This is a genomic window from Dehalococcoidia bacterium, assembly GCA_028711995.1.
Lineage (GTDB): Bacteria > Chloroflexota > Dehalococcoidia > SZUA-161 > SpSt-899 > JAQTRE01.
The window spans coordinates 1-23,540 of the sequence record JAQTRE010000035.1; the positions used below are offsets into that span (position 1 = coordinate 1).

Here is a 23,540-nt window from a genome sequence, read left to right on the forward strand (position 1 = left end):
GCCCAGGTGATGAAGACCGTCTTGGTGCGCGAGTTGATCGGTAAGGAGTATGTCTAAGGCTGAGATGGGGAATAGGGCATAACCCGGGCAACGCAAAGGTCTTCTCAGAACGGGCGACGGCCTGAAGAGCCTTTCCCTCAACGCTGAAGGTGACATTCGGCTGACCGAATTTGCCCGGAGAGTTAGCATAAGATTCAGGTTCACATCTGCCCATGATTGAAAGGCGACGGAAACGATGAAACTCACCATTGATTATCAAGAAAGATGAAAATGAGCCCAAAGAGATGACATGCCCCGACTGCGGCGAGCCCATCCATATTAAACAACTCACTGTAAGCAACGGAAATCCGAAAGATCAATCTGGTCAATGCAAGTAACCCTTGGCTTCTGTCCAAAATGCTATCGCAGGCTAAAATCAAGCAGGGAGTAGCACGAGTCCGGAGTTCTTATTCTGGTTTAACGAGTTGTCACCAGCATCAACCTCGACGCAGCTCCGAGGACTTCGCTGGATCCAGTATGTTGGAGAAACGCTCAAGATTGTCTGGAACCTTCGTCCTTTTCGCAATGAACTACCCCGCCGCAAGCAGCGGGGTATCAGATCGGACGTTATTCTCCACACGCCGCAAGCGATGGGGACGAGCAATCCATTGAAGCCGATACGGTGGTCATCATCGCCACTGGCATGAAGGCCGATGAGGCATTGTATTTGTCGCTGAAGGCGCAACCACCTTCCGACAGCCACATTTACACGTTATCGGCGATTGCGCCGGGGCGCGACGGATAGCCGATGCCATCGAGAGGGTTGGCAGGTCGGCTGACGGATATGGCAACATGCCGGGATTCGGGAAGGGGTACGGTTCAAGGTCGGTTGGTGAAAAGAAAGATGGGAAATAAGAAGGAGGAGATATGACATTTCAAGTTAAAGAAAAGGCTCGACTGAGTGAGCGGGTTAGTCGGCTCAAGGAAAGCTTCCACGAAACGCCTGTCAAACTCTCTACAGAACGCTTGAAATTCGTGGTGGAAGCCTATAAAGAAAACGAAGGCAAGGCGCCCATCATCATTCGCGCCCGTGTTCTGGAAAAGTACCTCAAGGGTATGACCCTGCAAATAGACGAAAATCCCATCGTAGGGAACCCAACTCCGTATCGCCGAGGTGCTAATCCTTATCCGGAGTGGTCCTCAGGGTGGTATACAAAGAAGGAGCATTCCAGCCCGTTTAATAGCCTTCAACCTTATCTTACTGACGAGGATTGGAAGCTGATCCGCGAGGCGAAGGATTACTTTGCCGGCAGATGCATGACGGATAAGGTGAACGAGGTTTTCTCTGATATGCACCCTGGGCTCACCCGGCCCGAAATAATCCGGGAGTGCTCGATGTTTGATAGCGCCACTATTCCGATCGGCTATAATGTCGTCGACTATCGCAGAGTGATCAACAGAGGACTGGAGTCACTCATAGCGGATGCCCGTAAGAAGTTGACAGAGATCCCCGCAGCCTATGTTCAGGAAATTCACCGGATAGAATTTCTTAAGGCAGCCATTATCAGTTGCGAAGCGGTTATTGCCTGGGCAAACCGGTACGCCGATTTGGCCGAGGGAATGGCCAAAACAGAGAAGAATGAAGCTAGAAAAGAGGAGCTGGAACAAATCGCAGAGACGTGCCGCCGGGTGCCGGCCAAGCCAGCCGGGAGCTTCCGCGAAGCCATGCAGGCTTTGTGGTTCGCGCATTGCGCTGTGTGGGCTGAGGCTGCTCTGGTAGGGATATCCCCCGGAAGGATCGGTCAGTATCTGAATCCCTTCTTCCTCAAGGATAAGAAGGAAGGGAAAATCACCGATGAGCAAACCGTAGAGCTGCTGGAACTGTTCTTCATTAAGATGTCAGAGTTGGCCCTGCATCAGCCTGGTTTCCATTCCAATTTGGGCGCTCCTAATCACCTGGGGCAAAACATTGCCGTCGGCGGGGTCAAGCTTGATGGGACCGATGCCACCACCGAGCTGGACTATCTGGTTCTGGAGGCAGATGCTCAGGTCAGGATGATCCAGCCAAGCCTGGTTTGCATCTGGCACAATAAGCTCCCCGAAGAGCTTCTGATGAAATGCGCGGAGAACATCCGGCTGGGCATCGGTAAGCCGGCGTTCGTCAACTCAGACCTTGCTGTCCAGCGCAATATGGATCGCTTCAAATGCTCCGTGGAGGAAGCCCGTGACTTTGCCCTTGTGGCCTGCACCCAGTCCGGTCTTGTGGGTAAAATCAATGGTACTTGGGAGACAGTGATCAGCACGCCAAAGATGCTGGAGTTGGCGCTCAACAATGGAGTGAATCCGTTAAGCGGGGTCCAGCATGGCCTCAAAACAGGTGATCCGGAGAAATTTGCGACCTATGAACAATTACATGAAGCAGTCTGGCGTCAGATGGAATACCTGGTGAGATTGGGACGCGAGATCGACATCACATCCCTCAGCCTTCAGTCGCAATATCTGCCGGTGCCTTTTGCATCCTGCATGGTGGATGACTGCATCGAGAAGGGTATGAACCTGATGGAAGGGGGATCGAGGTATTCTTTTGATACTACCCTGCCGGTGGGAGTTACCGACTTGGCCAACTCCCTGGCAGCGATAAAGAAGCTGGTGTACGACGAGAAGAAACTCACCATTAAACAGGTGCTTGATGCCCTGAAGGCCGACTTTGAGGGCCATGAGAAGGTTCGCAAGATGATGCAGGATGCTCCCAAGTACGGAAATGACGACGACTATGTAGATCAGATAGCCAAGGATTGGTTCGACCTCTTCTATAAGGCATCGATGGTCCATAAGACGCACGTGTTTACCGATCATGGCCGGCCTGAAGCGGCGAGCGTATCATTGCACCGTCTGTTCGGGAACTTCTGTGGCGCGCTGCCCAACGGCAGAAAGTCTCTACAGCCCTTCGCCGATGGAGTCGTCTCGGCTTATCCCGGGACCGACAAGAACGGCCCCACCGCTCTGATCAAATCGGCAGCCAAGGTGCTGGACCCGATGAAGTATGACGGCAGTTTACTGAATTTAAAACTTCATCCAACAGCAGTCGCTGACAGGCAAGGCATGAGAAAGATGCTCATGCTGGTGAAGACCTTGATGGATCTGGGCGGCTATCACGTGCAGTTCAGTGTAGTAGATACCCAAACCTTGCGAGATGCTCAGAAGCATCCTGATGAGTACAAGAACCTGGTGGTCAGGGTTGCCGGCTACAGCGCTTTCTTTGTGCAACTGGACCCGTTGATTCAGGAAGAGATCATTTCTCGAACCGAACAGAAGTTATGATCTGACACATAGCGGATCGGGTGCATACTGCCCCAAGGAGATTGGTATGGAAGAATATGACGTCATCGTAGTGGGAGCCGGTCCAGCGGGCTCGTCGGCGGCCAAAGCTGCGGCGGAAAGAGGCGCTAAGGTTGTGGTCTTAGAAGAACACCACCATATTGGGCTCCCTCAACACTGTACCGCTATGATGCATGGCACCGGAAGCGGTCTCAGTACTAAGATTCTGTCTAATATGGACCCGCGCATTACCTTGGCTGAGGTAAAAACACGCCGGATTTACAGCCCCAGCGGCAGGGTGTTCGACATTTCCGTCGAAGGAAAAGGCGTCTACATTATTGACCGGGCGCTTTATGACCAGCATCTTGCCGCCGAGGCAACCGAGGCAGGCGCCAAAATCCTGATCAACACCAAGGCCACCGGCCTTATCATCGAAAGAGAACAGATTGTGGGCGTAAGAACTGAGCGGAAGGACATGCCGGAGATCCGCGGGAAAGTCGTCATCGGGGCTGACGGCGTCAGGGCGCTCTTTGGAGGGGTCCCCATATGGTCGGGATTGGCGGAGAAGGTGACGGAGTACATGGTGGGCATAAAAATGCTGGTGTCCAATGTCAAGAACGTTGACCGGGAGGTAATGGAGCTTCATCTGGGACCGTTTGGTTCCAGCAAGTACTATCGGGGGTTTATCTGGATTCAGAGAAATGACGAGCATTTTTGCCACATGGGTTTTGATACTGTGGATAACTTTGAACGGTGCAGGCGTGGCAACTATGTCCTCTCGAAAAAACTCGAGAATGCCGTCATTACAGGGATGACCGGATTCTCCCAACCGCTCACCGTCCATCCCGGACCCCTTGCCAGGAAAGTGAAAGCCGGGCTTATTCTGGCCGGGGCTTCAGCTAATTACCCCAGTTTTATTTTAAATACCCTTGGCGGCAGCTATGCAGGCCAGATCGCTGCCGAAGCAGTAAGCGAAGGAAACGTCTCCGAAGAGAGGCTTGCCGCATTTGAGACCATGTGCAAGAAAACCATTGATGATCCGGGATGGTGGAGCAAGGATTTTGGCTTTGGTGCCTGGATGAATCATACGGACGATGAAAAGGAAGAACTCTTTGACAAGATGACCAAAGCCGACTATGTCAACTTTGACGTGTACGAAAATATATAGTTGAAACGAGATTGGGTACGTGCTCCGCCGCTGCCCCGCCGAGTTCGATGCAGAAGTGCTGATAGCTCAATAGCAAAGACAGTACATGTCTTGGATAGCAGTATGGATAGAGCAATAGGTGGTGGATGAAAATGACAGAGATAGAACTCAACGGCAGTTATCTCTCAAGTTTAGATGCGGCCAAGATACTCAATATCAGTTCCTCCTCCATTCGCCCGCTTCTTCGCACGGGAAGGATCCCGGCGAGGAAGATCGCCAACCGATGGTTGATCCCCAAGGATAACCTGGACAACTTTGCCAAGACCTACGTTCCGGCCAGAGGAAGACCGCGAAAAATAGGCTGATAGATGACAGATGGAAGGATTGAATAGCCCACACCCGGATTGATATCTTGAGGGAATGGCTGATAGAGAAATCATGGTTGACTAAACACCCTATGGTTTTGGTCATGCGATCCGGGATTGAGAGAGGGTTCAGAGGAAGGTTGAACATTCTCTCCCCAGCCTATTTACACTCAACGTGATATGAGGTGAGTGAATCCAATCGACCGCTTAGGCAATATGTCCGAAGGGATCAATAAGATGAAACCAGATGAGGAGAGAAAGAAACAAGCAGACATCATTTCGGAGGCCACAAGGCTCTTTCTCTACAAGGGCTATCACGCTACAAGCATGGATGAAATCAGCAGAGCTGTCAATTTAAGTAAAGGGAGCATCTACCACTGTTTTGACAGCAAAGAGGATATACTCCGAATGGCTATTAACACCTCGGCAAGTGCTTGCTTAGCCCTATTGAGAGAAGTCGCCGTCTCAGATCTGCCGCCAGTGGAAAAACTACGGCAGGCGGTTCACGTACACGTCCAAATAATCCACGATTATCCCGTGACTTTTTTGGCTGTGCGAGAAAATTTCGACTTACTTGATAGTAGGCTAAGGGACGAGGTTTTGGCGCTGATAACCAGCTATGATAACCTTTTGGATCAGATCGTAAATGCTGGCGTGGAACACGGCCAGTTGCGGGCAGACCTGAACCCTAGACTCATAAGTTACGCCATGCTGGGCATGTGCAACTGGATGTTCGAGTCGCATAAGAAGGATGTGTCACTTTCCCCGTCAGAGATCGCCGATCAGTTTTTTCAACTCCTGACAGGGGGAGTCCTGGCCAGTGATCATAGTCATAGTGAGGACTTTAAGACCCTTTCCCACAGGGGTTGAGATATCCAATTGGTTTACCCAAGATGCGGGCTGGTTTTCAGTTAGGGAAGCTCTGATTAAGTCCTGATCACTCCCATGTTCCCTGAGAACCAGAAGGGCAGAGTTCCAAGGCCTTTTTCCCGTGGGTATCTACTCCAAAACTCGCGGACTTTGAAACCATGACGGCTGCATTGAAAATGATCAGGAGCTACCGGATGCGCTTTGGGCGTCGTGAAGCAGCTTAAGGCACATACCCGCCTCGAGTCAGCAATCCAAAGGCCGCATGTGCACGTGTCATGATCGATGTTTCCTGTGAAAGAACACCTGGAATATTGGCGAGGTCATTCTTGAGGAACAACGTCAATTCTTCCATATCGCGAAAATTCCCGTGCAACAGTATTTTGAAGGGGCCGGTAATCATGAGCATGTGGAGAATCTTTTTGTTCTCAGCCAGTGTATTCACTGCAGAGACTATATTGCCATTGCAGACTCTGACAAATATCGCAGCCTGAATGCCAAAACCAAACGTCGATGGGTTGACAACACTGAAGATCCTTACTATATTGTCATCGATAAGCGTCTGCAGCTTTCGTCGCACTGCTTTCGTGCTCATTCGCAGTTTACTACTGAGGTTAGTGATGCTCTCTCTGGGGCACAACTCTAGCTCTCTTATCAATTGCCGGTCTGATTCATCAACCTTCCTAGGCACGGCCTTTCCCACAGCGCCGACTGGGCCAGTTAGATGCATCCAGGAATCCTTCGCCTCTTCAAGGATTAATAATTCTTCGATATGCGTCAGGTCGGGAATGCAGCTTAATTTTTGGTCGACGAAACTGACCAATTCATGCATATCGCGAAAGACTGTGTAGACCATCATGTCGTACCGCCCCATAGTCAACCACATGTATTGAGTATTCGGCAAGGATAGCAGACATTCGGCGGCATTATCCTGCTTGCCGGGGCGCGTATTTATTCCAATGACTGCCCTCGTTCGGAATCCAAGACTCTCCGGATCAGTTACTGTGATGATCTTAATCGCTCGTGCTTCAAGCAGCCTCTGGAGCCTCCTTTGAACAGTTGTGGGAGTTGTATTGAACTTGGGCGCGAGGCTGCGGGCGCTTTGTCTGGCATCAGCCTCTAGTGCCATCACAATCCTTATGTCCAGTTCGTCAAGTTCCAGTACTGCGTGTTTGCGATTCATTCTATCTCCACAAAGTGAATCTTCAACCGTCGATGACCCGCTAAGCCTATTGGCCACGAAACCCGGGTTCCCACCTCTGTTGTCTGCCCAGTCTGCTCTGCCAAGCTTGAGGTTCGCATGTTGGGCAAGCTGGACAACTGATGGTCGCTTCTCTGTGACGCGAAGGCCTCCTTTGGGTCGATGCCATATTATAACATGCCTTAGTCCTTCGGGTTTTCAAGCTTTCATAGTGCTGATGGGTCGGGCCTTTTTCTCGCAATTCCGATTTTGCTATACATCCTATATGAAATGCAATTAGCCCATATAAATGCATCATTAAGAATGTATATTGACATTATAGGTGAAATATAACCCGTTTTCCCTACCGTTTGGTTTTGATTTTGTCCAGTAAAAGTATTATGATCGTGTGCGATGATTTGACAGTAACAAGTGGTGGGGAAATCGGGAACGGAAGCATAAGCCCCCCTGACATATTGGGCATGAATGCTACGAACAGGGACAAAGAAGGAGGGAAGACATGGTCCTGAAGACAACAAGAGATGCACAAAAGTCATCTCGATTTGCTAGTGGTGAAAGGGCTCAAAACCTCAAGAACAAAAGGGTTCGAAAGAGCACGATAGTTCAAAGGATAATTGGCCCGAAGGGTCCGACAAGCAAGTACACCTATTTGCCGGGGGTCAGGATTTGCTTTGATACGGCAAGACTCATGACCGAATCTTATCAGTCCACCGAGGGGCAGCCTGAGGTTATCCGGAGAGCCAGGTCGATGGATCATATCCTGAGCAACATGACGATCTACATCAGCGATGATGAACTGATCGTGGGGAATACTGCCAGCGACCCCTATGGTCTGCCCATCCATCCCGAGCTTCAGTGGAAAGAGATGGATAAGGCCTTCAAAGGCGATCTGGCGCACATGGTGGATGAACGCGGTAGGGCAGAGTGGGAGAAGATTCGCAACTACTGGAAAGGAAAAACTGTTGATGACAGAGTCCTCTCGATTCTGCCAGATGAGATCAAGAAGGTTCTGGGGCCGACGGGTACGACAGAGATGACGTGGAGCGCCCAATGGGGATCACAGAAGGGGTTGGGGTCTCCCAATTATCAGACGCTCTTCGATCTGGGACTCAACGGAGTCATCGGTAAGGCCGAAGGCAGGATGCGCCTGCTTGGGGCCGAGCTCAAAGCAGGGAGTATCACCGGCGATGAATACATCGATAAGCTCAACAATCTTCAGGCAATGATTATCGCCGGCAAGGCGATGATCAAGTTCGCCGGCAGATATGCGGCGCTGGCCAGGGAAATGGCGTCTAAGGAGCAGAACGCCGAGCGCCGTGAGGAGCTTCTGGAGATCGCTGATATATGCGACTGGATACCCGGCAATCCCCCGCGAAGTTTCCGCGAGGCCTTGCAGGCGTGGTATCTGACTCACATAGTCACCCGGTTTATCGAGTATCATGGCTCCGGCGAAGGCAGCCGGTTGGACGTATTGCTGAACCCGTTCTATCAGAAAGACATCGAGGCGAACAGGATCACCCGGGAACAAGCCCAGGAGCTTCTGGAATGTGCCTGGATGAAGATGGAGGAAATCGGAGAGGTGGAAACCTCGGTGGTTCATCGGGGTGAGGAAGGCGGCAGCCTGTATCAGATCATCAATATCGGAGGCATCACCCCGGACGGTGACGATGCCACTTGCGAGATGTCGTTCCTGATACTCGATGCCTGTGATGCGATAAAGGCAACCCAGCCCAGCCTCGTGTTAAGATACCATCCCACCATCAACCCGGAGCTGATCAACAGGGCCATAGATATGATACGAACCGGCATCGGCCATCCTGCCTTTATCAATGACAGCGTGGCCATTCCCTATCTCCTTAACAGAGGGATTCCGCTCAGAGATGCGCGGAATTGGGCATCCGGCGGATGTCTCCAGCCGATAATCCCCGGCAAAGCCATGCAGAAAACTCATGGCGCGGCCGGCGCGCTCCTCCTGCCCAAGCTCCTGGAGATCGCCATGAACCAGGGCAAGAGCATGACCACCGGGACCCAGTTGGGCTGTGCTACTCCTGATCCCACCACATTCCAATCGTTCGATGAGGTTTTGGACGCTTATGAAGCACAGTGGGCCTATCAAATCGAACATATCGCCAAGCTCGAAGATATGACTTGCAGCCTCTACAGGCGATATCTTCAGCGGCCCATCATGTCTGCTTTGACAGACGATTGCATTGAGCGAGGCCAGGATTGCATGGACGAATTTTATCATGCCCTGCCCACCATTCATGTATCCGGTCAGGTGAATGTCATCGATTCGCTGGCAGCCATCAAGAAGCTGGTATTTGACGAAAAGTCCGTCAGCATGGCGGAGTTGATCGATGCCTGGAAAAACAGTTTCAAGGGCAAGGATGAATTGTTCAAGAAGCTGAGGCAGGTGCCGAAGTTCGGGAATGACGACGATTACGTTGACCTGATAGCGCGGGAAGTCTGCAATCGCGAGCAATACGCGACCGAACGCTTCCGCACGGAATCCGGCTTCATGTTCACCATCGAAGGGAGCACTGCCACGGCCTACTTCCCGTGGAGCATAGGAGCGCTGGCAACCCCTGATGGAAGGAGAGCTGATGAGTCCTTTGCCGACGGCAGCATATCCCCGATGCGCGGGAGAGATACTAACGGGCCGACGGCAGTACTTAAATCGGTAGGCAAGGTGAATCCGAAATACTCCATGCTTCTGAACCAGAAGTTCTTTCCCAGTTTCCTCGAAGGAAAGTCCAAGGCATCCTTCCTCGCCTACCTCAGAACATGGGCTGACCTGGGATGCTGGCATATACAGTTCAATGTGGTCGACCCCGAGGTCTTGCGGGATGCCCAGAAAAACCCTGAAAACTATGGCAACTTGATTGTAAGAGTAGCGGGATATAGCGCTCACTTTGTGGACCTGAGCACCGGGCTCCAAAACGAGATCATCCAGCGGACCACACAGAGTTTCTGATAATGGGATGATGCCGTTGATCTTGCAAGAGAAGCAAGATCAACGGCATCGTGTGCCTATGGGGCATCGGAATCGGTGGTGGTATAGCCGCCGTGGATGATCTTGGAGGTGGTAGCTTTGGCAAGATATTCGTAAACGATATTCATACCAAAAGTTTAAGCAGGAGGATTAATATGAAAATGCCGTTGGAGGGCATTCGGGTCATTGAATGGGGAATGATGCAACAGGCGCCGTTTGCGACCCAGATGCTGGGCGATTACGGGGCTGAGGTGATCAAGATTGAGGACAGGATCACCGGTGATGCGGCAAGGGGTGTGGCGAGAGCCATCGGGGTGACGACCACAACCAAAACCGGCGCCCGCAACTTCTATTTTGAGTGCAACAATCGCAACAAGAAGAGCGTCACCGTGGATATTACCAAAGAGAAAGGGAAGCAGATCGTCTATGACCTGATCGGGAAGTCCGATGTTTTCATACAGAACTTTCGCCTCGGCGCTGCCAAGCGAGCCGAACTGGGTTATGAGACGCTGTCCAAGTATAATCCCAAGTTGATCTATGTCAACACCACCGGCATCGGTCCCGAAGGGCCGGAGGCAGATGCGCCGATCCTTGACCCGATAGGGCTGGCCAGATCGGGGTTTATGACCGCGACGGGAGAGCCGCAGATGCCGCCTGTGTATGCGGCCTTCGGACTGGCAGATCAGGCAGGGGCGGTGATGGCCTATGCCAGCATCGTGACTGCGCTCCTGGCCAGGGAAAGGCTCGGAGTTGGACAGGAAATCAACACCTCTCTCCTGGCGGGGATGATGACTCTGGAAAATCTGTCGGTGAGTTCACGCCTGCTCATGGGGAGACAGCTTCCTAGAATGGTCCGAAGTGCGGTAGGCAATCCTCTCTTCAACTTCTACCGGTGCGCCGACGACAAGTGGATCCAGTTGTCCATGCTTCAATCGGACAGGCACTGGGATGCCTTCTGCGAAGCCATGGGAATTGGATACCTCTCCAATGATCCCAGGTGCAAAGATTATAATATCAGAGCCCAGCATTGTGAGGCGATCATCAAAATCATGGACGAAACCTTCGCCACCAAACCCAGGGCGGAATGGTTCAAGATACTGGGTCAAAACGAAGATTTCATCTTCGGCCCCATCAATGACATCAACGATCTTCCGAACGATCCTCAGGTGCTGGCTAACAATTACATCATCGACTATGATCACCCCGTTTTCGGGAAAACCAAGCTGAACGGGTTCCCCTTTGAACTGACCAAGACTCCCGCCTCGATACGGAGGGAGGCTCCGGAATTCGGCCAGCACACAGAGGAGGTGCTCACCGAACTGCTGGGGTATAGCTGGGACAAAGTGGTCGGTCTCAAAAACGAAGAAGTGATCTAGGCTGAAGGATTCAAAGGTGATTTGAGTACCACGCTGAGTCAGGCCAAATATTTGGATGCATAATCGAGCCAACCTGCACCTGTAAGACACCCATACATATTAGGAAAGGAGGAAAAATGTTAGCGAAGATAAGCGGAGCTTGGTTTAGACTGATCAAGAGCAAGCCGATCATATGGATTATAGTGGCTCTGGTTTTATTGATTCCGGCGGGGATTTTAGCCACAAACGTGACAATGGGGTCTGATTATACGACCATGATGTCAAAAGACTCCAAGATGTACACCGATATGGTGGAATTCGACAAGTATTTTGCCAGCGAATCGATTCTGGTGATTATTGAGGCTGATAATCATGACACCCTGCTCAATGAGCAGAACTACACTGCCCTCAAAAAGGTTGAGACCGAGATAAGAGCACTCCCCAACGTGTTCAACGCGTCCAGCCCCGCGTTCCTGATCGAGTTCATGAAGCAAATGATGGGCATGCCGAACGCTACCCCTGATGAAGTAATGATAGATCCTGCCACCGGCAAAATGAGGTCCTCTTTCAACAGCTACTTCTTCAATCCGAATGCCATGCGTGTGATCATAAATCTCAAAGGAGACCTCACAATTGATGATAAGGCGGAAATCAATAAGTCTTTGAAGAAGATTGTCGACGAAGCCGGTTTCCAGGATGTGACGACCACCGTTTCCGGGGTATCCTCTGTCATCGACTATGCCAATAATGAGATCGCCGGTGCCTTGACCGTCATCATGATAATAGCCTTTGTACTGATGTTCTTGGTGCTAGCCTTCTTCTTCCGGATGCGCGGCTTCTTCGCATGGCGGTGGCTGGCTCTCGGCGCGGTAGGCATCGGCCTCATCTATACGTTCGGGGTTATGGGTGCCATCGATCTGAATGTCGCCCTGGCTTCCATGGGCGCTTTCCCCATCTTACTGGGTCTGGGAGTTGACTATGTAGTCCAGTTTCATAACCGCTACGATGAGGAACAGAGAAACGGGAAGACTGCCGACGAAGCTGGGTTGACAGCATTTACCCATATCGGGCCGCCTATCATCATGTCCGTGATCGTCGGTTGTGTGGGCTTTGCCACGGCGCTCCTCTCCAAGACTCCGATGGTTCAGGATTTCGGCAAGATGCTGATCATCGGTGCGCTCATTCTTCTGATTGTTGCGCCTACCATTCTCATGGCCAGCTTGTATCGGCGAGATCGCAATAAGCCGGCTCAGGCAGATAAAGACGTTGCCCCTCCTGTTCTGGAAAGATGGCTGGGACATCTTGCGCCCAGGGTCGTCAAATTCGCCATCCCCATCATTATAATCGGCGTCGTACTCACAGGACTGGGCTGGGCTGTCGAATCGAAGATCGAGACCACAGCCACCGCCACGGATTTCGTGGGCAGTGACGTGCAGGTTACCAAGGATTTCAAACACATGGTCGATCTGGCTGGAGGATCGTCAGCTTCATTCACATTTATTGAAGTTCCGGACGCAACCGATCCCCAGGTGCTTAATTGGATGATTGAGCGCAAGCAATACGCGTTGGCCACATATGCGAGAGCCGACGGAAAAGGCAGTGTCAACAGTGTGACTTCCATCGCTGACCTGATCATGAATTTCAGCGGCGGGAAGTTACCGGCTACTGCTGAACAAGCCAAGGCCATCGTGAACATGATCCCTGAGCCGATGAAGGCTAACTTCATCACTCCGGACTACACAAAGGCCAGCATTGCGACCGGTCTTCAGACCTTCAATCAGGAGTCATTCTACATCGCGAGGGAGCAGGTGACGGAGATTTTCAGCGCCAGCACTCCGCCTCCCGGCGCGACCCAGTTTATTCCCTGGACCGGGGTGATCTCTATGTCAACTAAAGTTGCCGATGATCTGGATGACAGCCGCAGCAAGATGACGTTTTATGGAATCGGCCTCTGTCTGGTGGCACTGCTGGTACTCTTCCGCCTCAACTGGAAGAAAGTTATCACTGCCGTCATTCCTATCGGATTAATCCTCGGATGGTCCAACGGCCTGACGTATCTGTTGGATATTAAGGTCAATCCCGTCATGGCGACCATGACAGCTCTGATCCTGGGCATCGGAACCGAGTTCACCATTCTGCTGCTGATGCGCTACTATGAAGAGCGGGAAGGTGGCGAGACGCCCATTGTTGCGATGAGCACCGCCATGACCAAGATCGGACGCGCCATCGTCGTCTCCGGGTTGATGGTGGTTATTGGCTTTGGTTCGATGATCTTTGCCTTTGACTTCCCAATCATTGCCGATTTCGGCAAACTCACTGTCATCGATATGGCGATGTGCATCGTCAGTACTCTGGTGGTGTTGCCAGCCATTGTGGTCACATTTGATCTTTGGCGTGAAGGGAAAAACGTAGCCAAAGAAAAAGCCTAGCCTTGAGGATCTGAACAATCAGCCTCGATTTCGACCCATAAGAGGGGTCGAAATCGAGGCTGAAACGAAGCCATGCTGTACCCATTTCGATGACAATCGGGAGGGGGATTCTGAGATCACGATCCTGTGACGTGTGGATATAAAGGCCTGATGAAGAGCGTGGCCCGGGTGTTAGCCCATTTACCTTGGCCAAGTCCTGTCTGGTTCGCAAACAGTTGTTGCTCGCAAGGACATAGTTTCCCCCAAATCCGGAAGAGTACCAGAAGTGGTCTTGTAACTCTGGAGTCGTGGGTCATATTGTTTTGTTGGACCACTTGAAGACGGAGTAGTCGTTGAGTGTCTTCAGCCTTACCAGAAGCATGTCTGGCGACGATTGTTGGCGTCGATGATTACTTCGCAGGGAACTTTGATACAGATATGGACTGTCTGAGGAAGAACGTCGGAATCGGCACCGCGGGAAATGACTTTAAACCCTCTGCCGGAATACCGAGGTGTCGATTCTGCAGGTCCTCGGTGGGAATGAGATATGACACATTTAGAGGTGTGCAACGCTACTTCTGCAAGACATGTCAGCGCAAGTATGCGGATAATGGTGCCCTACTAACCATGCGTACACCAGTCGAACAAGTTGCTTGTGCCATCAGCTATGTACTATGAAGGCGGATCGCTAATGGATATTCGCAATCACCTCATACAAGCCTATGATAGCTACCCTTCCACTTCCAGTATTCATGAATGGGCAAAAAGTTTACGCCTGCAATCATACAAAAGACTGTGTCGTATAGGCTGAAGGTCGGGAATGTATGGGCATTGATACAGTGGCGATGAAGATCACCGGACATACCGTCTTGGTCTGGGACGTTGTCGATGTGAAAACGAGGTTCCTTATGAGCACACATATGTTGCCTGCCAGTGGAATGGCAGACCCCGGTATGATCCTGGCAGAAACAGCAGATATATGCGACAGAATACCGAATCTCATTCTTGCGAATGACGTGTTACCATGCGCAGACCATGTGGAATTTGTCTTTGGATCGGAAACACAACGAGTGTCCGTCAACCAGTTAAAAGCCAAGCGTTGTTATCGGATGCCTGACACTCGAACCAGAGTGATGCGAGGACTGCGAAGTCTGGACATGGCCATTTTGTTCAGCAACGGGTGGACGTCCTTCTACACTGTAGACCGTCAGCTAAAATGGGACACAAAAAGGGATAAAGAAATCGGACAGGGGGAGGGGTAGCATCAGCTCCGATGAGGTAGTAGACTAACGTCAATATGGAAAGGAGCTAAGCGTGTCCCAGAACATCGAGGATAAGACAAATGCTGCTGAAGCCAGGACCCAGGAGACCAGAGGGTTCATGCAGCAGGTGAGAGTGGGAGCAAGACATAAGTACACCCCTGAGGAGAAGGTTCGCATCGTCCTGGAGGGGTTCAGACGGGAGGTGGGGGTCAGTGATCTCTGCCGGCGGGAAGGGATTAAGCCGGGGACCTTCTACGCCTGGAGCAAAGACTTCATGGAGGCAGGGAAGGAGCGGTTAACCCGGGATGCGGTAAGAGATGCTACGCGCCAGGAGATCGGGCAGATCAAGCGGGAAAACAGTGAGCTCAAACATCTAGTGGCGGATCTGTCTCTGGAAGTGTACCGGCTCAAAAAAACAGCCGTTCCTCCCCTGGAGGGACACAACGGCGCCAACGGATGAGTGGTGCGGAGAAGACCTCGGTGTATATGAATCTGTCGCAGGCAGTGACAAAAGGTCGGGGTGTTTTCTGTTCACCGAAACCATAGACAATCTTACCTGACTCCCTCAAACGCGCAGCCAGGCGGGTGAAATCACTATCGCTGGATACGAGACAGAAGCCATCCAGATTTCCTGAATAAAGCAAATCCATCGCATCGATAATCATGGCACTGTCGGTGGCGTTCTTGCCCACGGTGTAGGCGAATTGCTGAATAGGCTGAATGGAGTACTCCAGCAGGGCGGTCTTCCATTGACTCAACTTGGGCGTGGTCCAATCGCCATAGATTCGCTTGACACTGGCGAATCCCAGTTTTGCAGTTTCAGCCAACAACCCTTCAATGATTGCAGGGTTTGCATTATCGGCATCAATCAACACCGCCAGGGCTGATCCGTATTCTTTGCCATTAGCCATTTTAGTCTCCTCCAAGATGCCGTGCATCAGCCTCTGGTGACGGCACACATTGATCCGACTTCTCTGCTATCCGGTTCTTCATCATTTCCCATACGGCGGTTGCATAGGAGAACCATCCGTGGTAAAACTCAGATTTTGCCCAAATGTAGGGGTTGGAGGTTCCATCCAACTGCATCTGCCGAGAAAACCAGTCTTCATGTTTATGTTGATAGTGCTCAAACCGTGGCGTTCCCGGTATGATGTTGTGGTATAAGAAAGGGGCCAATTCTCCGCCACTCTTCTTTCGTATGGCTGTATCGTGAAACAAATCCTCAAAATTCTCCAAGGTGGCCAGCTTGACCCACTCTTTGGCGGCGTCCCTTCCGAGGGCCTGCCAGTCAAGAACCGTCTTCTTCAGGTAATCAGAGGCTAGTCTATCAGCGATGCTCTGCATCCCATCAGAATTGGCTTGGGCCACGGCTTTTTCGTAAGCCTCCACACGAGCCTCGATGGCATCTCGACAGATTTGGGAAAGGTTGTAGGAGTTCTTGAGAGGTTTGAACCTTTCAATCAGGTCATTGGAGACATTGATTCCCAAACGCATGGGTCACCTCCGAGCGATGCACTAATTAACATACCGTTAATAGTGAACATATTATAATACATAAACATACGATATTCAATAGACATACTGTGACCGATATCGTCTCAGAAAGGCAGGGAGGTCTCACAGGCTGCTTGGACCAATCGTCTCCAGGCTCTCTATCCTCAGCCGCAGGAATCTCCCGGGAAGAAGCACGAGCCTATTCAGGAACACGCAAGTCAAAGGGTGGCTCTTTCGGACGGGGTACAGTAATTTGAAGGGGCTCAAAGGGTATGTGCTTGCAGTCGTTCTCGTTGTGTGCCTCATGATGTTCCCGGAATCACTTCGATCAGAGTAGATTCCGTCTCAACAGACACAACCCATCGAGCTCACTGACTGCTGGATGTCTCCAGTCTGTTACGCAGCACTTTCACCAGGTGCACCTCAGCCTGGGTGTCTCTTTTGCAGTAGGCGAGCAGCGCGCCTCGAATCCATTCTCGACGTTCTGGTGTTGTCTCTGGCCTGATCATTTCGGCGTAGGCCGCTGAAGCAGTGCCGCCCTCGCCGATGTCGAGATCATCATAGCCAAGGTTGGACACGAGAGCTGGCAGTACCGCCTTGATGGAAAATGATCCGTGGAACTCCGGATGATAGCAGTATTTGCGGATGAGTTTCAGCAGGTCCACAATTCGACCATCTAAGATAGACATCAAATCTCCAGATAGATGCGGTAAGGCGAGTGCCAGGTCACGAATCCGTGATTCTTCAAAGCCGGAATATACGACGATAGACCCGCTTTCGCCCAGGGAGGCAAGTAGACTTCTCGCGAATGATTCTCTCGGATCATCGAAGCCATCGTACAGAAAAGCCTCATGGCTGAGTACGCCATCCTTTCCCAATATGTGATCCGACCATTGGAATGGGATCACCTGGTAAGGTCGCGTGCCAGGGTAGAGGGGCAATACAGGGTTGAATGTCTCGAAATCAAGGAAATGTACGGGGTACTCCAGTTGGCTAAGTTCCAACGAGAGATGCGGGTCCAGATACCACCGGTTGTCTACCACGCAATCTCGGACTCGCTGTTGCATGGCATTCAATCCCGGAAATCCAACAGGTATATCTCTAATGTCGTTGATACCCGCTTCCTTGAGAGAGCTCAATAGCGTCTCACTGGCCCTCGGCAGTTGGCTAATGTGATGCTCTGGCTCATCCTGGTGGCAATAGCCGGAGAAAGGGCAATCGTATGGCTTAGTGCACTGTCTTCCTATCTGAATATTGGGAGGCTCCAATTTCTGTAGAGGTGACCGCATCATCGCCAGCAAGGTGGGGATTTCAGACTGGAGTCGCTGAGTATCGCGGGTAATATCTTCGAGTTCAAATAGCTGGCGCAGGTCGTAGTCGCCGCCTTGATACACATAGTCTGTGTCAATGTGGCAGAGGTACGCACGCTTTACCTTGATCCCACATCCCTGGAGCACATAAGCCTGTATTCCAATGTCATAGAGATGTTCGTCTTTGAGTTCAGTATTCGATTTGACCTCGATCAGATCAAACGCATCCCCCTCCACTCGGGCCAAAATATCAACCCTTACCCGAACATCATCAAACAGAAAACCTGCCTCGTAAATTGCGGGTATACTCCGGTCGCAAAGCATCGTGGCTGTGGACTTTACCGACTCCTCGTGGTAGAGATGGTCCTCCCCGATCAATATCCCCCCTGAATACATTTTCCGAGCAAGCACGCCCACTTCCGTGCCAGCATCAAATATCGACTGTTGGGAGGCACTAATTTCATCAGCAAGATCACGATGATAGCATTCCAGGTACAGCCGCTTGTGGCATTGCAGCCCCGCCATGAAGCGGGATTTTGACAGAAGGGGAATCTGGTCTCTTGGTGCGTTGTTCATTGTACAAACGGAAGACTTCAACATCGTCGGGAGTTGAGATTCTCCCATGAAAGTCTGAGTATCTCCATCGTCTCAAGCCCAGGTGGTTTCACTCTCCATTTGCGAAAGCTGAATGACCAATGTGCGGTTGGCATAAGCATCAATGTGGCTGGGATTGAGAGCAAGCACCTTGTCGAAATCAACCAAGGCTTTTTCCCGCTGACACAGATGGACATATGCCTCCCCTCGATAAGTGAGAGCGTCCGAGTCGTCAGGATCGAGATCAATGCATTTGTCCTTGATGGTCTGGGTCAGCCTGGCGGCCTGACGTCCGTTCACAATCCATACTCCAATTGTTCTCTGGGGTTCTTGTGTTTCAATTCGTGCCCCTATTATGCCGAATGTCCTATCCTATCTTTGTCCGTGGTTTGAAATGAAAAGGCTGCCCATTGTCCGATATGCAACCGCACGATGGTTTTCCATACAAGATTCAACACATCCGAGAAAGAAAAGCGGAGTATTCTGGTGTTCAAGTATCCGGCGTGCTGAGACAAGTTGACCGCATTACGCAGAAGTGCTGGCTGCTTCACTCCGAGACCTGCGTCAGTGTCTGTCCGCACTGCATTCAGTGTTGCCGACTTTCACCATCAGGTAGCGGAATTGACCATATGGTTCCTGAATCAGATTCGAATAGACACGCCAACGCATGCCGTATGCCCCGCTCAGTGGAATTGGCGACTCTCTTTTGCTCTTCGTTCCGTCGGAGGCACCCGATTCCCATTCCAGGGTTCCCTGAAGAGTGCGGCCCTCGTGGAGGCGAAACTGCTCATCCACGGTACTGCGGTTCGACCTTTCCCAATAGGCACTGTCGTTGGTTAGGAGTATAGCATAACCCACCATATCACTGTGGTTGGCAAGCACCTGTTCCAACCGCCAGATATCCTTTGCGAAATCATATCTCGCGATGTCTTGTGCGGCCTGATCCCTTAGCGAAAATGTTTCATTTCTCACCATGGAAGTGAGTTTCCGGGTCTTATACTTCAATTCGATGGCCAAACGGTGGCTCCCGTTGATCGCCAAGATGTCTAGATGAAGGGAATTGCCGTGTTGGTCTACAGGTAGCTCCAACCTTACATCTGTCACATCTCCTTGCGTACGAAGTTGCCATGCAAGGGCGTGCTGGAAATCAGCTTCGGAATGAAAAAGAGGCCTCTTTTCAGCAAGACCGCTCAGTACGTCCGTGAGTTCATCCATTCTTCACCTCTTTGTTAAGCACCAATCGACCGTTTACAGGGGGCGCAGACTGCTCTCGATGAGATTCACGAAATCTGCCACGTTGAACCAGTTTCGGTTCAGCTGCGAGGAGTCCTTCGAACTGGTTTCGTATTGAAAGGTACGCCATCGGGCAGAAACTATGTCCTGCTTGAGTTGATCGCCCTTGAACCCGCCATATCGCCCCATCGATGACTTGTTGAGGGTCCCATTCCTGAAACCATCATAGATTTGCTCTCCGGGGATTTTCTCTTCGCAGTTGAGGCCAAATCCGGATCGCCTTGCGACCAGTTTGTCGTACATTTCGAGGGCAATGCCCAGCATTTCGAAGAAGTAATCGCCCCTGCACACTGGTTCATATGCTTTCTGAAGAGCTTCCCAGGTCAGAATGGGAAACTGAAGCCCGTCCATCTGTTCCGCGAGCGGCTCGGGAAGGAGAGCAAAGTGGTGGACCGTATCGATTTTGAGAGCTTCTCGGATGGCGTCAAGGATAGCTTCTTGAGCGGCCATCTGTTGATTCAAGTCTGCAACCGAGGGAACATCATACATCTTTGCTTCAAAAGCGATAAGAGTCCGAGGGGTACCATTGATCAGCAACACAATATCAGGTGTGTCTTTCGTCTGAGGCAAATGCACGAAGCGTCTTCGGGTATCACCAGTGGCTGACTCCTTCAAACTATATTCAGTGAAGAATTCTATGTTGGTTTGGGCGACATCGGCAATTACTGGTGGTTTCTGAGCATTACCAAGAAGTGAGAAAAGAATGGAGATGTGCTTGAAATTGTCCTTGCACACGATCATGGGAAATACGGTACCTGTGAAGAACCTCTCCTTTCGATTCATGGGAAGATCGGTTAATAGCATTTGCCTCAGCGACATTCATTGTCCTCCTGGTTCTTTGCTTGGGGCCGATGGTTGCTGCCCCCGGTCTACAGTTCCATCATTATACCTCTGTGACCCGGATGGGGGGAATAGGACCTTTGTGCCATTCCCATGATATCTCTTGAGGGCGTGACATGTATGATGCCTGAGCAGGCATGACAACTCACGGGAATTTGAAGCGGTTGGCAGGATGCAGAGGCTAAGCATCCTCGGTCACAATAGTGATCCATTCACGCTCGTACACAGGAGTGCAGTCTGGGTCAGTCTTTCCACTTCATGGCAGACTTCTGGCATCGTATATTGAAGTGGTATACATGGGGTTTCCGTCCAGTCCTCGAAGACATCCAAGTCACACGAGAGGCACCTCCTGATCGGGCTTGGGCCAATCATCATGCTAGCCAAGCAGTACAATACCAGCCATCATCCCCATAGAAACCTGATCCGGTGTCGTTTCTTGGGTAATGATGTTAGCCTTCCATCCAACCGTTTTGCACAGTTCGAGAAAGTTGACCCCAATCCCAGAAATAGAAGGTCGTGCAGTATCCGCAAAGGGACACTTCTCTTTTCCCTCTAATACTACACATCGAACCTGATCATGGCAAAATATCTCTTTACATGAACCACCGGCCAGACCCTTGGCGTTGGCGTAACCACTCACCTGGGCCAAGTGCTCAATGTTTGAAGACAGCTCATGAATCACTCTGGCCACATCACGGCGATCTTCCCCCATGAGCATTGCGATGGGAACATCAATCTTGAACACAAGGGCATACTCGTACTTAGACAGAAGCGATCTGAATTCACTGGGTTTCATGGAATGAGGCGGGCAGCTTGGGGCCAAGCCATAACTGGGACACTGGGGAGCGGAACACATGTCAGCAAACCGATCCTCAACCACGATTGACCGGGATGGAATCACTCTTGCATCACTTGCCCCGAACTCAATGAGCTTCTCAGCGAATTCCTGTGGGGAAGGATGCATTAACTCCATTGGTATGTTGTGTGGTGTGGCTTTGGTGACTGTCCAACAATATCATCATACCATACCGGCGATTCTCCGAACCCTTCATGTATGCAAGCAAGAATTCTGGATACCTTTCTATTCTACTGGAAACCCTTCGTCTTTGGCACTCAACGATGTCCTTCCATTGACCCCTAAGACACGGACATAGGACGGGTGTCACATCGGAATGCCGTTTTCCCTCCCCTTCATGTAAATATAGGTTCATTCTGATAAGGTACGAAAGCCCTTTTTGTCGCATACTGATAGTGATCGAAATGATCGAGAACCTTAATAACCGATTCTTGCCGATAGCCCCACCATGGCTTCTATAAGCCTTGCAAGGGCTAGAATTGGGCTAGTCACCCATAGGCTAGGCAAGTCAAGGCTCGAATGACAGTAGGGCCTTAAACGAACCGTCAAGCTGAATGTGGCGCAAGCTCGCAACCGTGAAAGCGGCAAAGCGTGCCAACACTCAATAATTGAAGGTTGACCCCTTCGATGAAACAGTCACTTGGCTAGGTTATGACGGTCACACTAACTGAAGTTGTAGCACCTTCAGGATGCCGAATAGAATCGGAACTCTACTCTAATAGTCAATCAGTCGAAAACAAGTCGGTGAGGATTCGCCCAAGTAGGCTATTCCGACGGGGTAGACTGATTGATGCAATCCAGTTCCCCAAAGGCCAAAGAAGCACGAAATTCCAGGGCTTCATCGCAGGGGCTTCACCAACAATAAAATTGTGAGGTGAAAACTATGCAAACCCCGAACTATGTTAAAACCCTGCTTGAGCCCGCTACCCGGAAAACAGCCAGCCGCAAGGTATGGAGCATTGACCTTGAGGGTGTATGGCTGCCCTTCTTCACCGCCGCCAATGTCCAAGGCCAGACGGCAATCTCCAGAGATGTCCTCGGAGCACCCTTGCGCCTGGCCAAAGCCAAAGATGGCACCGTCAAGTTCTCCGCCACCGGACGCCCCATTATCCGGGTAGTCTCCGAACTCTCCGACCAGATCAGGATTGTGCGGGAAAACTTCACCGCCAGCCTGGTTACCTACGCCAGCACCGTGGCCAAAGACAATCCCGATGCTTACAAGTCCGAGGTCGAGGCGTGCCAACATGCTGGCCAGCCCATCATCGCTCAGGCAAACCTCGATATCGAAATGGCGATTGCCAGGGCCAACGAACAGATCAGAATGGCTCAGGCTATCGAAAAGGCGGCCAGCGATGCGGTGGAAAAAGACGACAAAACGATCCCAGACAAGGCTATGGCCGAGGCCGTGGCCTGATAACCCCTGAAGCCCCTGCGATGAAGCCCTGGAATTGAAAGGTGGTGAGCCCGTGACACTTCCCCAATGGGCTACCCCTGAAAGACAAGCCTATCTGGTCGATCTCTTCCGGGAATGCGGCGGGTTCTGTGTTTACGGACATAAGCCCTGCAAGAATCCCGACCACCACTTCCAGAACCATATTGAAGAGTTTATTAAAGGATGGAAGGAAGACGACAGAGCTGAAAGGGCCGACCTGCTACGCCTGGAACATGAGCTGATTCATCAGAACCCGGATACCAAAGGATGGGGACGCAGGTTCGATCCAGTGACCCGAGAACAGTTCCTGGATAGCAGACCTTCCTACTACCTCGAAGGAATCGGCATCAGCGGGTTGACTTTCAGGCGGATAGCCAAGATCAGAATTCCCAGTGCTTATACCCGCTTGTATGTGGAGTTGCCGAAAGGCAAACTAAGCCGCAACAAGAAGAGAAAGCTGAAGAGACAGCAAATACAAACCGAAACCGAGATGATCGACTGCCTCTGTCAGATGGCGGTCGATGACTACTGGCAGCATATATAAATAAACCTGACAAATACAGCAAGCCATAGAGAGCCCCTGCCCTATTGGGTGGGGGCTCTTTTGTTGTGTCTTGGGGGCTAGGTGAAATCGGAGCCTGCCAGACCATCTATTTTAGCCAAAGGAGGAGATATGCCAACAGAGACCCGTAAATTCCAAATGGGCAATCTCGTATGGACCCGGGGTGTCAATGACCGGATTGCTGAAGACATCGCATGCGCCAAGCTGGTTCTCGCCAGTGTGAAAAGACACGCCTCAGGCGACTGGGGGGATATCTGCCGGGAGG

20 protein-coding genes are annotated in these 23,540 nt (G+C 51.3%); 11 read left to right on the plus strand and 9 right to left on the minus strand.

Going from position 1 to position 23,540, the window contains the following annotated elements:
* Nucleotides 1-249: hypothetical protein (locus tag PHV74_06935; GenBank protein ID MDD5094095.1), on the minus strand; the 249-nt coding region annotated here is incomplete at its 3' end.
* Between the two features lie 657 nt (nucleotides 250-906).
* Between PHV74_06935 and PHV74_06940 the strand changes: the two genes are divergently transcribed.
* The 4 genes from PHV74_06940 (at nucleotide 907) to PHV74_06955 (ending at nucleotide 5,679) form a co-directional block, all read left to right on the plus strand.
* A complete protein-coding gene (locus PHV74_06940) occupies nucleotides 907-3,300 on the plus strand; it encodes a pyruvate formate lyase family protein (GenBank protein MDD5094096.1) in 2,394 nt (797 codons plus the stop codon).
* Between the two features lie 46 nt (nucleotides 3,301-3,346).
* The gene (locus PHV74_06945; protein ID MDD5094097.1) at nucleotides 3,347-4,465 is read left to right on the plus strand and encodes an NAD(P)/FAD-dependent oxidoreductase; all 1,119 of its coding nucleotides are present in this window, start codon (nucleotides 3,347-3,349) and stop codon (nucleotides 4,463-4,465) included.
* A gap of 131 nt (nucleotides 4,466-4,596) precedes the next feature.
* The gene (locus tag PHV74_06950; protein ID MDD5094098.1) at nucleotides 4,597-4,809 is read left to right on the plus strand and encodes a helix-turn-helix domain-containing protein; all 213 of its coding nucleotides are present in this window, start codon (nucleotides 4,597-4,599) and stop codon (nucleotides 4,807-4,809) included.
* Between the two features lie 237 nt (nucleotides 4,810-5,046).
* Nucleotides 5,047-5,679 carry a TetR/AcrR family transcriptional regulator gene (locus tag PHV74_06955; GenBank protein ID MDD5094099.1) on the plus strand — a complete coding sequence of 211 codons (633 nt, stop codon included), beginning with the start codon at nucleotides 5,047-5,049 and terminating at the stop codon, nucleotides 5,677-5,679.
* Nucleotides 5,680-5,899: 220 nt separating this feature from the next.
* Here PHV74_06955 and PHV74_06960 read toward each other — a convergent pair whose 3' ends face one another.
* Nucleotides 5,900-6,859, minus strand: coding sequence for an Lrp/AsnC family transcriptional regulator (locus tag PHV74_06960; GenBank protein MDD5094100.1), 960 nt, complete (start codon nucleotides 6,857-6,859; stop codon nucleotides 5,900-5,902).
* 517 nt (nucleotides 6,860-7,376) lie between these two features.
* On the opposite strand from PHV74_06960, the gene PHV74_06965 reads away from it, so the two are divergent.
* The 5 genes from PHV74_06965 (at nucleotide 7,377) to PHV74_06985 (ending at nucleotide 15,354) form a co-directional block, all read left to right on the plus strand.
* Nucleotides 7,377-9,851, plus strand: coding sequence for a pyruvate formate lyase family protein (locus PHV74_06965; protein ID MDD5094101.1), 2,475 nt, complete (start codon nucleotides 7,377-7,379; stop codon nucleotides 9,849-9,851).
* 173 nt (nucleotides 9,852-10,024) lie between these two features.
* Nucleotides 10,025-11,245, plus strand: a complete 1,221-nt coding sequence (locus tag PHV74_06970) for a CoA transferase (GenBank protein MDD5094102.1) — start codon at nucleotides 10,025-10,027, stop codon at nucleotides 11,243-11,245.
* A gap of 116 nt (nucleotides 11,246-11,361) precedes the next feature.
* Complete coding sequence (locus PHV74_06975; protein MDD5094103.1) at nucleotides 11,362-13,653, plus strand: hydrophobe/amphiphile efflux-3 (HAE3) family transporter; 2,292 nt, start codon at nucleotides 11,362-11,364, stop codon at nucleotides 13,651-13,653.
* A gap of 803 nt (nucleotides 13,654-14,456) precedes the next feature.
* On the plus strand, nucleotides 14,457-14,894 hold the full coding sequence (locus tag PHV74_06980) for a hypothetical protein (GenBank protein MDD5094104.1): 438 nt from the start codon (nucleotides 14,457-14,459) through the stop codon (nucleotides 14,892-14,894).
* Between the two features lie 52 nt (nucleotides 14,895-14,946).
* Nucleotides 14,947-15,354, plus strand: coding sequence for a transposase (locus PHV74_06985; GenBank protein ID MDD5094105.1), 408 nt, complete (start codon nucleotides 14,947-14,949; stop codon nucleotides 15,352-15,354).
* Here PHV74_06985 and PHV74_06990 read toward each other — a convergent pair.
* From PHV74_06990 to PHV74_07020, 7 genes are all read right to left on the minus strand, one after another.
* Nucleotides 15,302-15,805, minus strand: a complete 504-nt coding sequence (locus PHV74_06990; protein ID MDD5094106.1) for an NYN domain-containing protein — start codon at nucleotides 15,803-15,805, stop codon at nucleotides 15,302-15,304. The two genes, PHV74_06985 and PHV74_06990, sit on opposite strands and share 53 nt — an antisense overlap.
* A gap of 1 nt (nucleotide 15,806) precedes the next feature.
* Nucleotides 15,807-16,388 (minus strand): hypothetical protein, encoded by a 582-nt coding sequence (locus tag PHV74_06995; protein MDD5094107.1) that lies wholly within the window; start codon nucleotides 16,386-16,388, stop codon nucleotides 15,807-15,809.
* Between the two features lie 368 nt (nucleotides 16,389-16,756).
* Nucleotides 16,757-18,274 (minus strand): DUF2779 domain-containing protein, encoded by a 1,518-nt coding sequence (locus PHV74_07000; GenBank protein MDD5094108.1) that lies wholly within the window; start codon nucleotides 18,272-18,274, stop codon nucleotides 16,757-16,759.
* 72 nt (nucleotides 18,275-18,346) lie between these two features.
* Nucleotides 18,347-18,592 (minus strand): tetratricopeptide repeat protein, encoded by a 246-nt coding sequence (locus PHV74_07005; protein ID MDD5094109.1) that lies wholly within the window; start codon nucleotides 18,590-18,592, stop codon nucleotides 18,347-18,349.
* A gap of 264 nt (nucleotides 18,593-18,856) precedes the next feature.
* Complete coding sequence (locus PHV74_07010) at nucleotides 18,857-19,507, minus strand: hypothetical protein (protein MDD5094110.1); 651 nt, start codon at nucleotides 19,505-19,507, stop codon at nucleotides 18,857-18,859.
* A gap of 33 nt (nucleotides 19,508-19,540) precedes the next feature.
* Nucleotides 19,541-20,404 carry a hypothetical protein gene (locus PHV74_07015; GenBank protein ID MDD5094111.1) on the minus strand — a complete coding sequence of 288 codons (864 nt, stop codon included), beginning with the start codon at nucleotides 20,402-20,404 and terminating at the stop codon, nucleotides 19,541-19,543.
* A gap of 397 nt (nucleotides 20,405-20,801) precedes the next feature.
* Complete coding sequence (locus PHV74_07020; protein ID MDD5094112.1) at nucleotides 20,802-21,398, minus strand: DUF2284 domain-containing protein; 597 nt, start codon at nucleotides 21,396-21,398, stop codon at nucleotides 20,802-20,804.
* Between the two features lie 757 nt (nucleotides 21,399-22,155).
* Between PHV74_07020 and PHV74_07025 the strand changes: the two genes are divergently transcribed.
* The gene (locus PHV74_07025; GenBank protein ID MDD5094113.1) at nucleotides 22,156-22,695 is read left to right on the plus strand and encodes a hypothetical protein; all 540 of its coding nucleotides are present in this window, start codon (nucleotides 22,156-22,158) and stop codon (nucleotides 22,693-22,695) included.
* 52 nt (nucleotides 22,696-22,747) lie between these two features.
* On the plus strand, nucleotides 22,748-23,257 hold the full coding sequence (locus PHV74_07030) for a hypothetical protein (protein MDD5094114.1): 510 nt from the start codon (nucleotides 22,748-22,750) through the stop codon (nucleotides 23,255-23,257).
* Nucleotides 23,258-23,540 lie beyond the last annotated feature (283 nt).

Excerpts from the sequence above, each read along its gene's own strand:
- PHV74_06940 (MDD5094096.1), top strand. The coding sequence starts at position 907 with ATGACATTTCAAGTTAAAGAAAAGGCTCGACTGAGTGAGCGGGTTAGT.
- PHV74_06945 (MDD5094097.1), top strand. The coding sequence starts at position 3,347 with ATGGAAGAATATGACGTCATCGTAGTGGGAGCCGGTCCAGCGGGCTCG.
- PHV74_06950 (MDD5094098.1), top strand. The coding sequence starts at position 4,597 with ATGACAGAGATAGAACTCAACGGCAGTTATCTCTCAAGTTTAGATGCG.
- PHV74_06955 (MDD5094099.1), top strand. The coding sequence starts at position 5,047 with ATGAAACCAGATGAGGAGAGAAAGAAACAAGCAGACATCATTTCGGAG.
- PHV74_06960 (MDD5094100.1), bottom strand. The coding sequence starts at position 6,859 with ATGAATCGCAAACACGCAGTACTGGAACTTGACGAACTGGACATAAGG.
- PHV74_06965 (MDD5094101.1), top strand. The coding sequence starts at position 7,377 with ATGGTCCTGAAGACAACAAGAGATGCACAAAAGTCATCTCGATTTGCT.
- PHV74_06970 (MDD5094102.1), top strand. The coding sequence starts at position 10,025 with ATGAAAATGCCGTTGGAGGGCATTCGGGTCATTGAATGGGGAATGATG.
- PHV74_06975 (MDD5094103.1), top strand. The coding sequence starts at position 11,362 with ATGTTAGCGAAGATAAGCGGAGCTTGGTTTAGACTGATCAAGAGCAAG.
- PHV74_06980 (MDD5094104.1), top strand. The coding sequence starts at position 14,457 with ATGGGCATTGATACAGTGGCGATGAAGATCACCGGACATACCGTCTTG.
- PHV74_06990 (MDD5094106.1), bottom strand. The coding sequence starts at position 15,805 with ATGGCTAATGGCAAAGAATACGGATCAGCCCTGGCGGTGTTGATTGAT.
- PHV74_06995 (MDD5094107.1), bottom strand. The coding sequence starts at position 16,388 with ATGCGTTTGGGAATCAATGTCTCCAATGACCTGATTGAAAGGTTCAAA.
- PHV74_07000 (MDD5094108.1), bottom strand. The coding sequence starts at position 18,274 with ATGAACAACGCACCAAGAGACCAGATTCCCCTTCTGTCAAAATCCCGC.
- PHV74_07010 (MDD5094110.1), bottom strand. The coding sequence starts at position 19,507 with ATGGATGAACTCACGGACGTACTGAGCGGTCTTGCTGAAAAGAGGCCT.
- PHV74_07015 (MDD5094111.1), bottom strand. The coding sequence starts at position 20,404 with ATGTCGCTGAGGCAAATGCTATTAACCGATCTTCCCATGAATCGAAAG.
- PHV74_07020 (MDD5094112.1), bottom strand. The coding sequence starts at position 21,398 with ATGGAGTTAATGCATCCTTCCCCACAGGAATTCGCTGAGAAGCTCATT.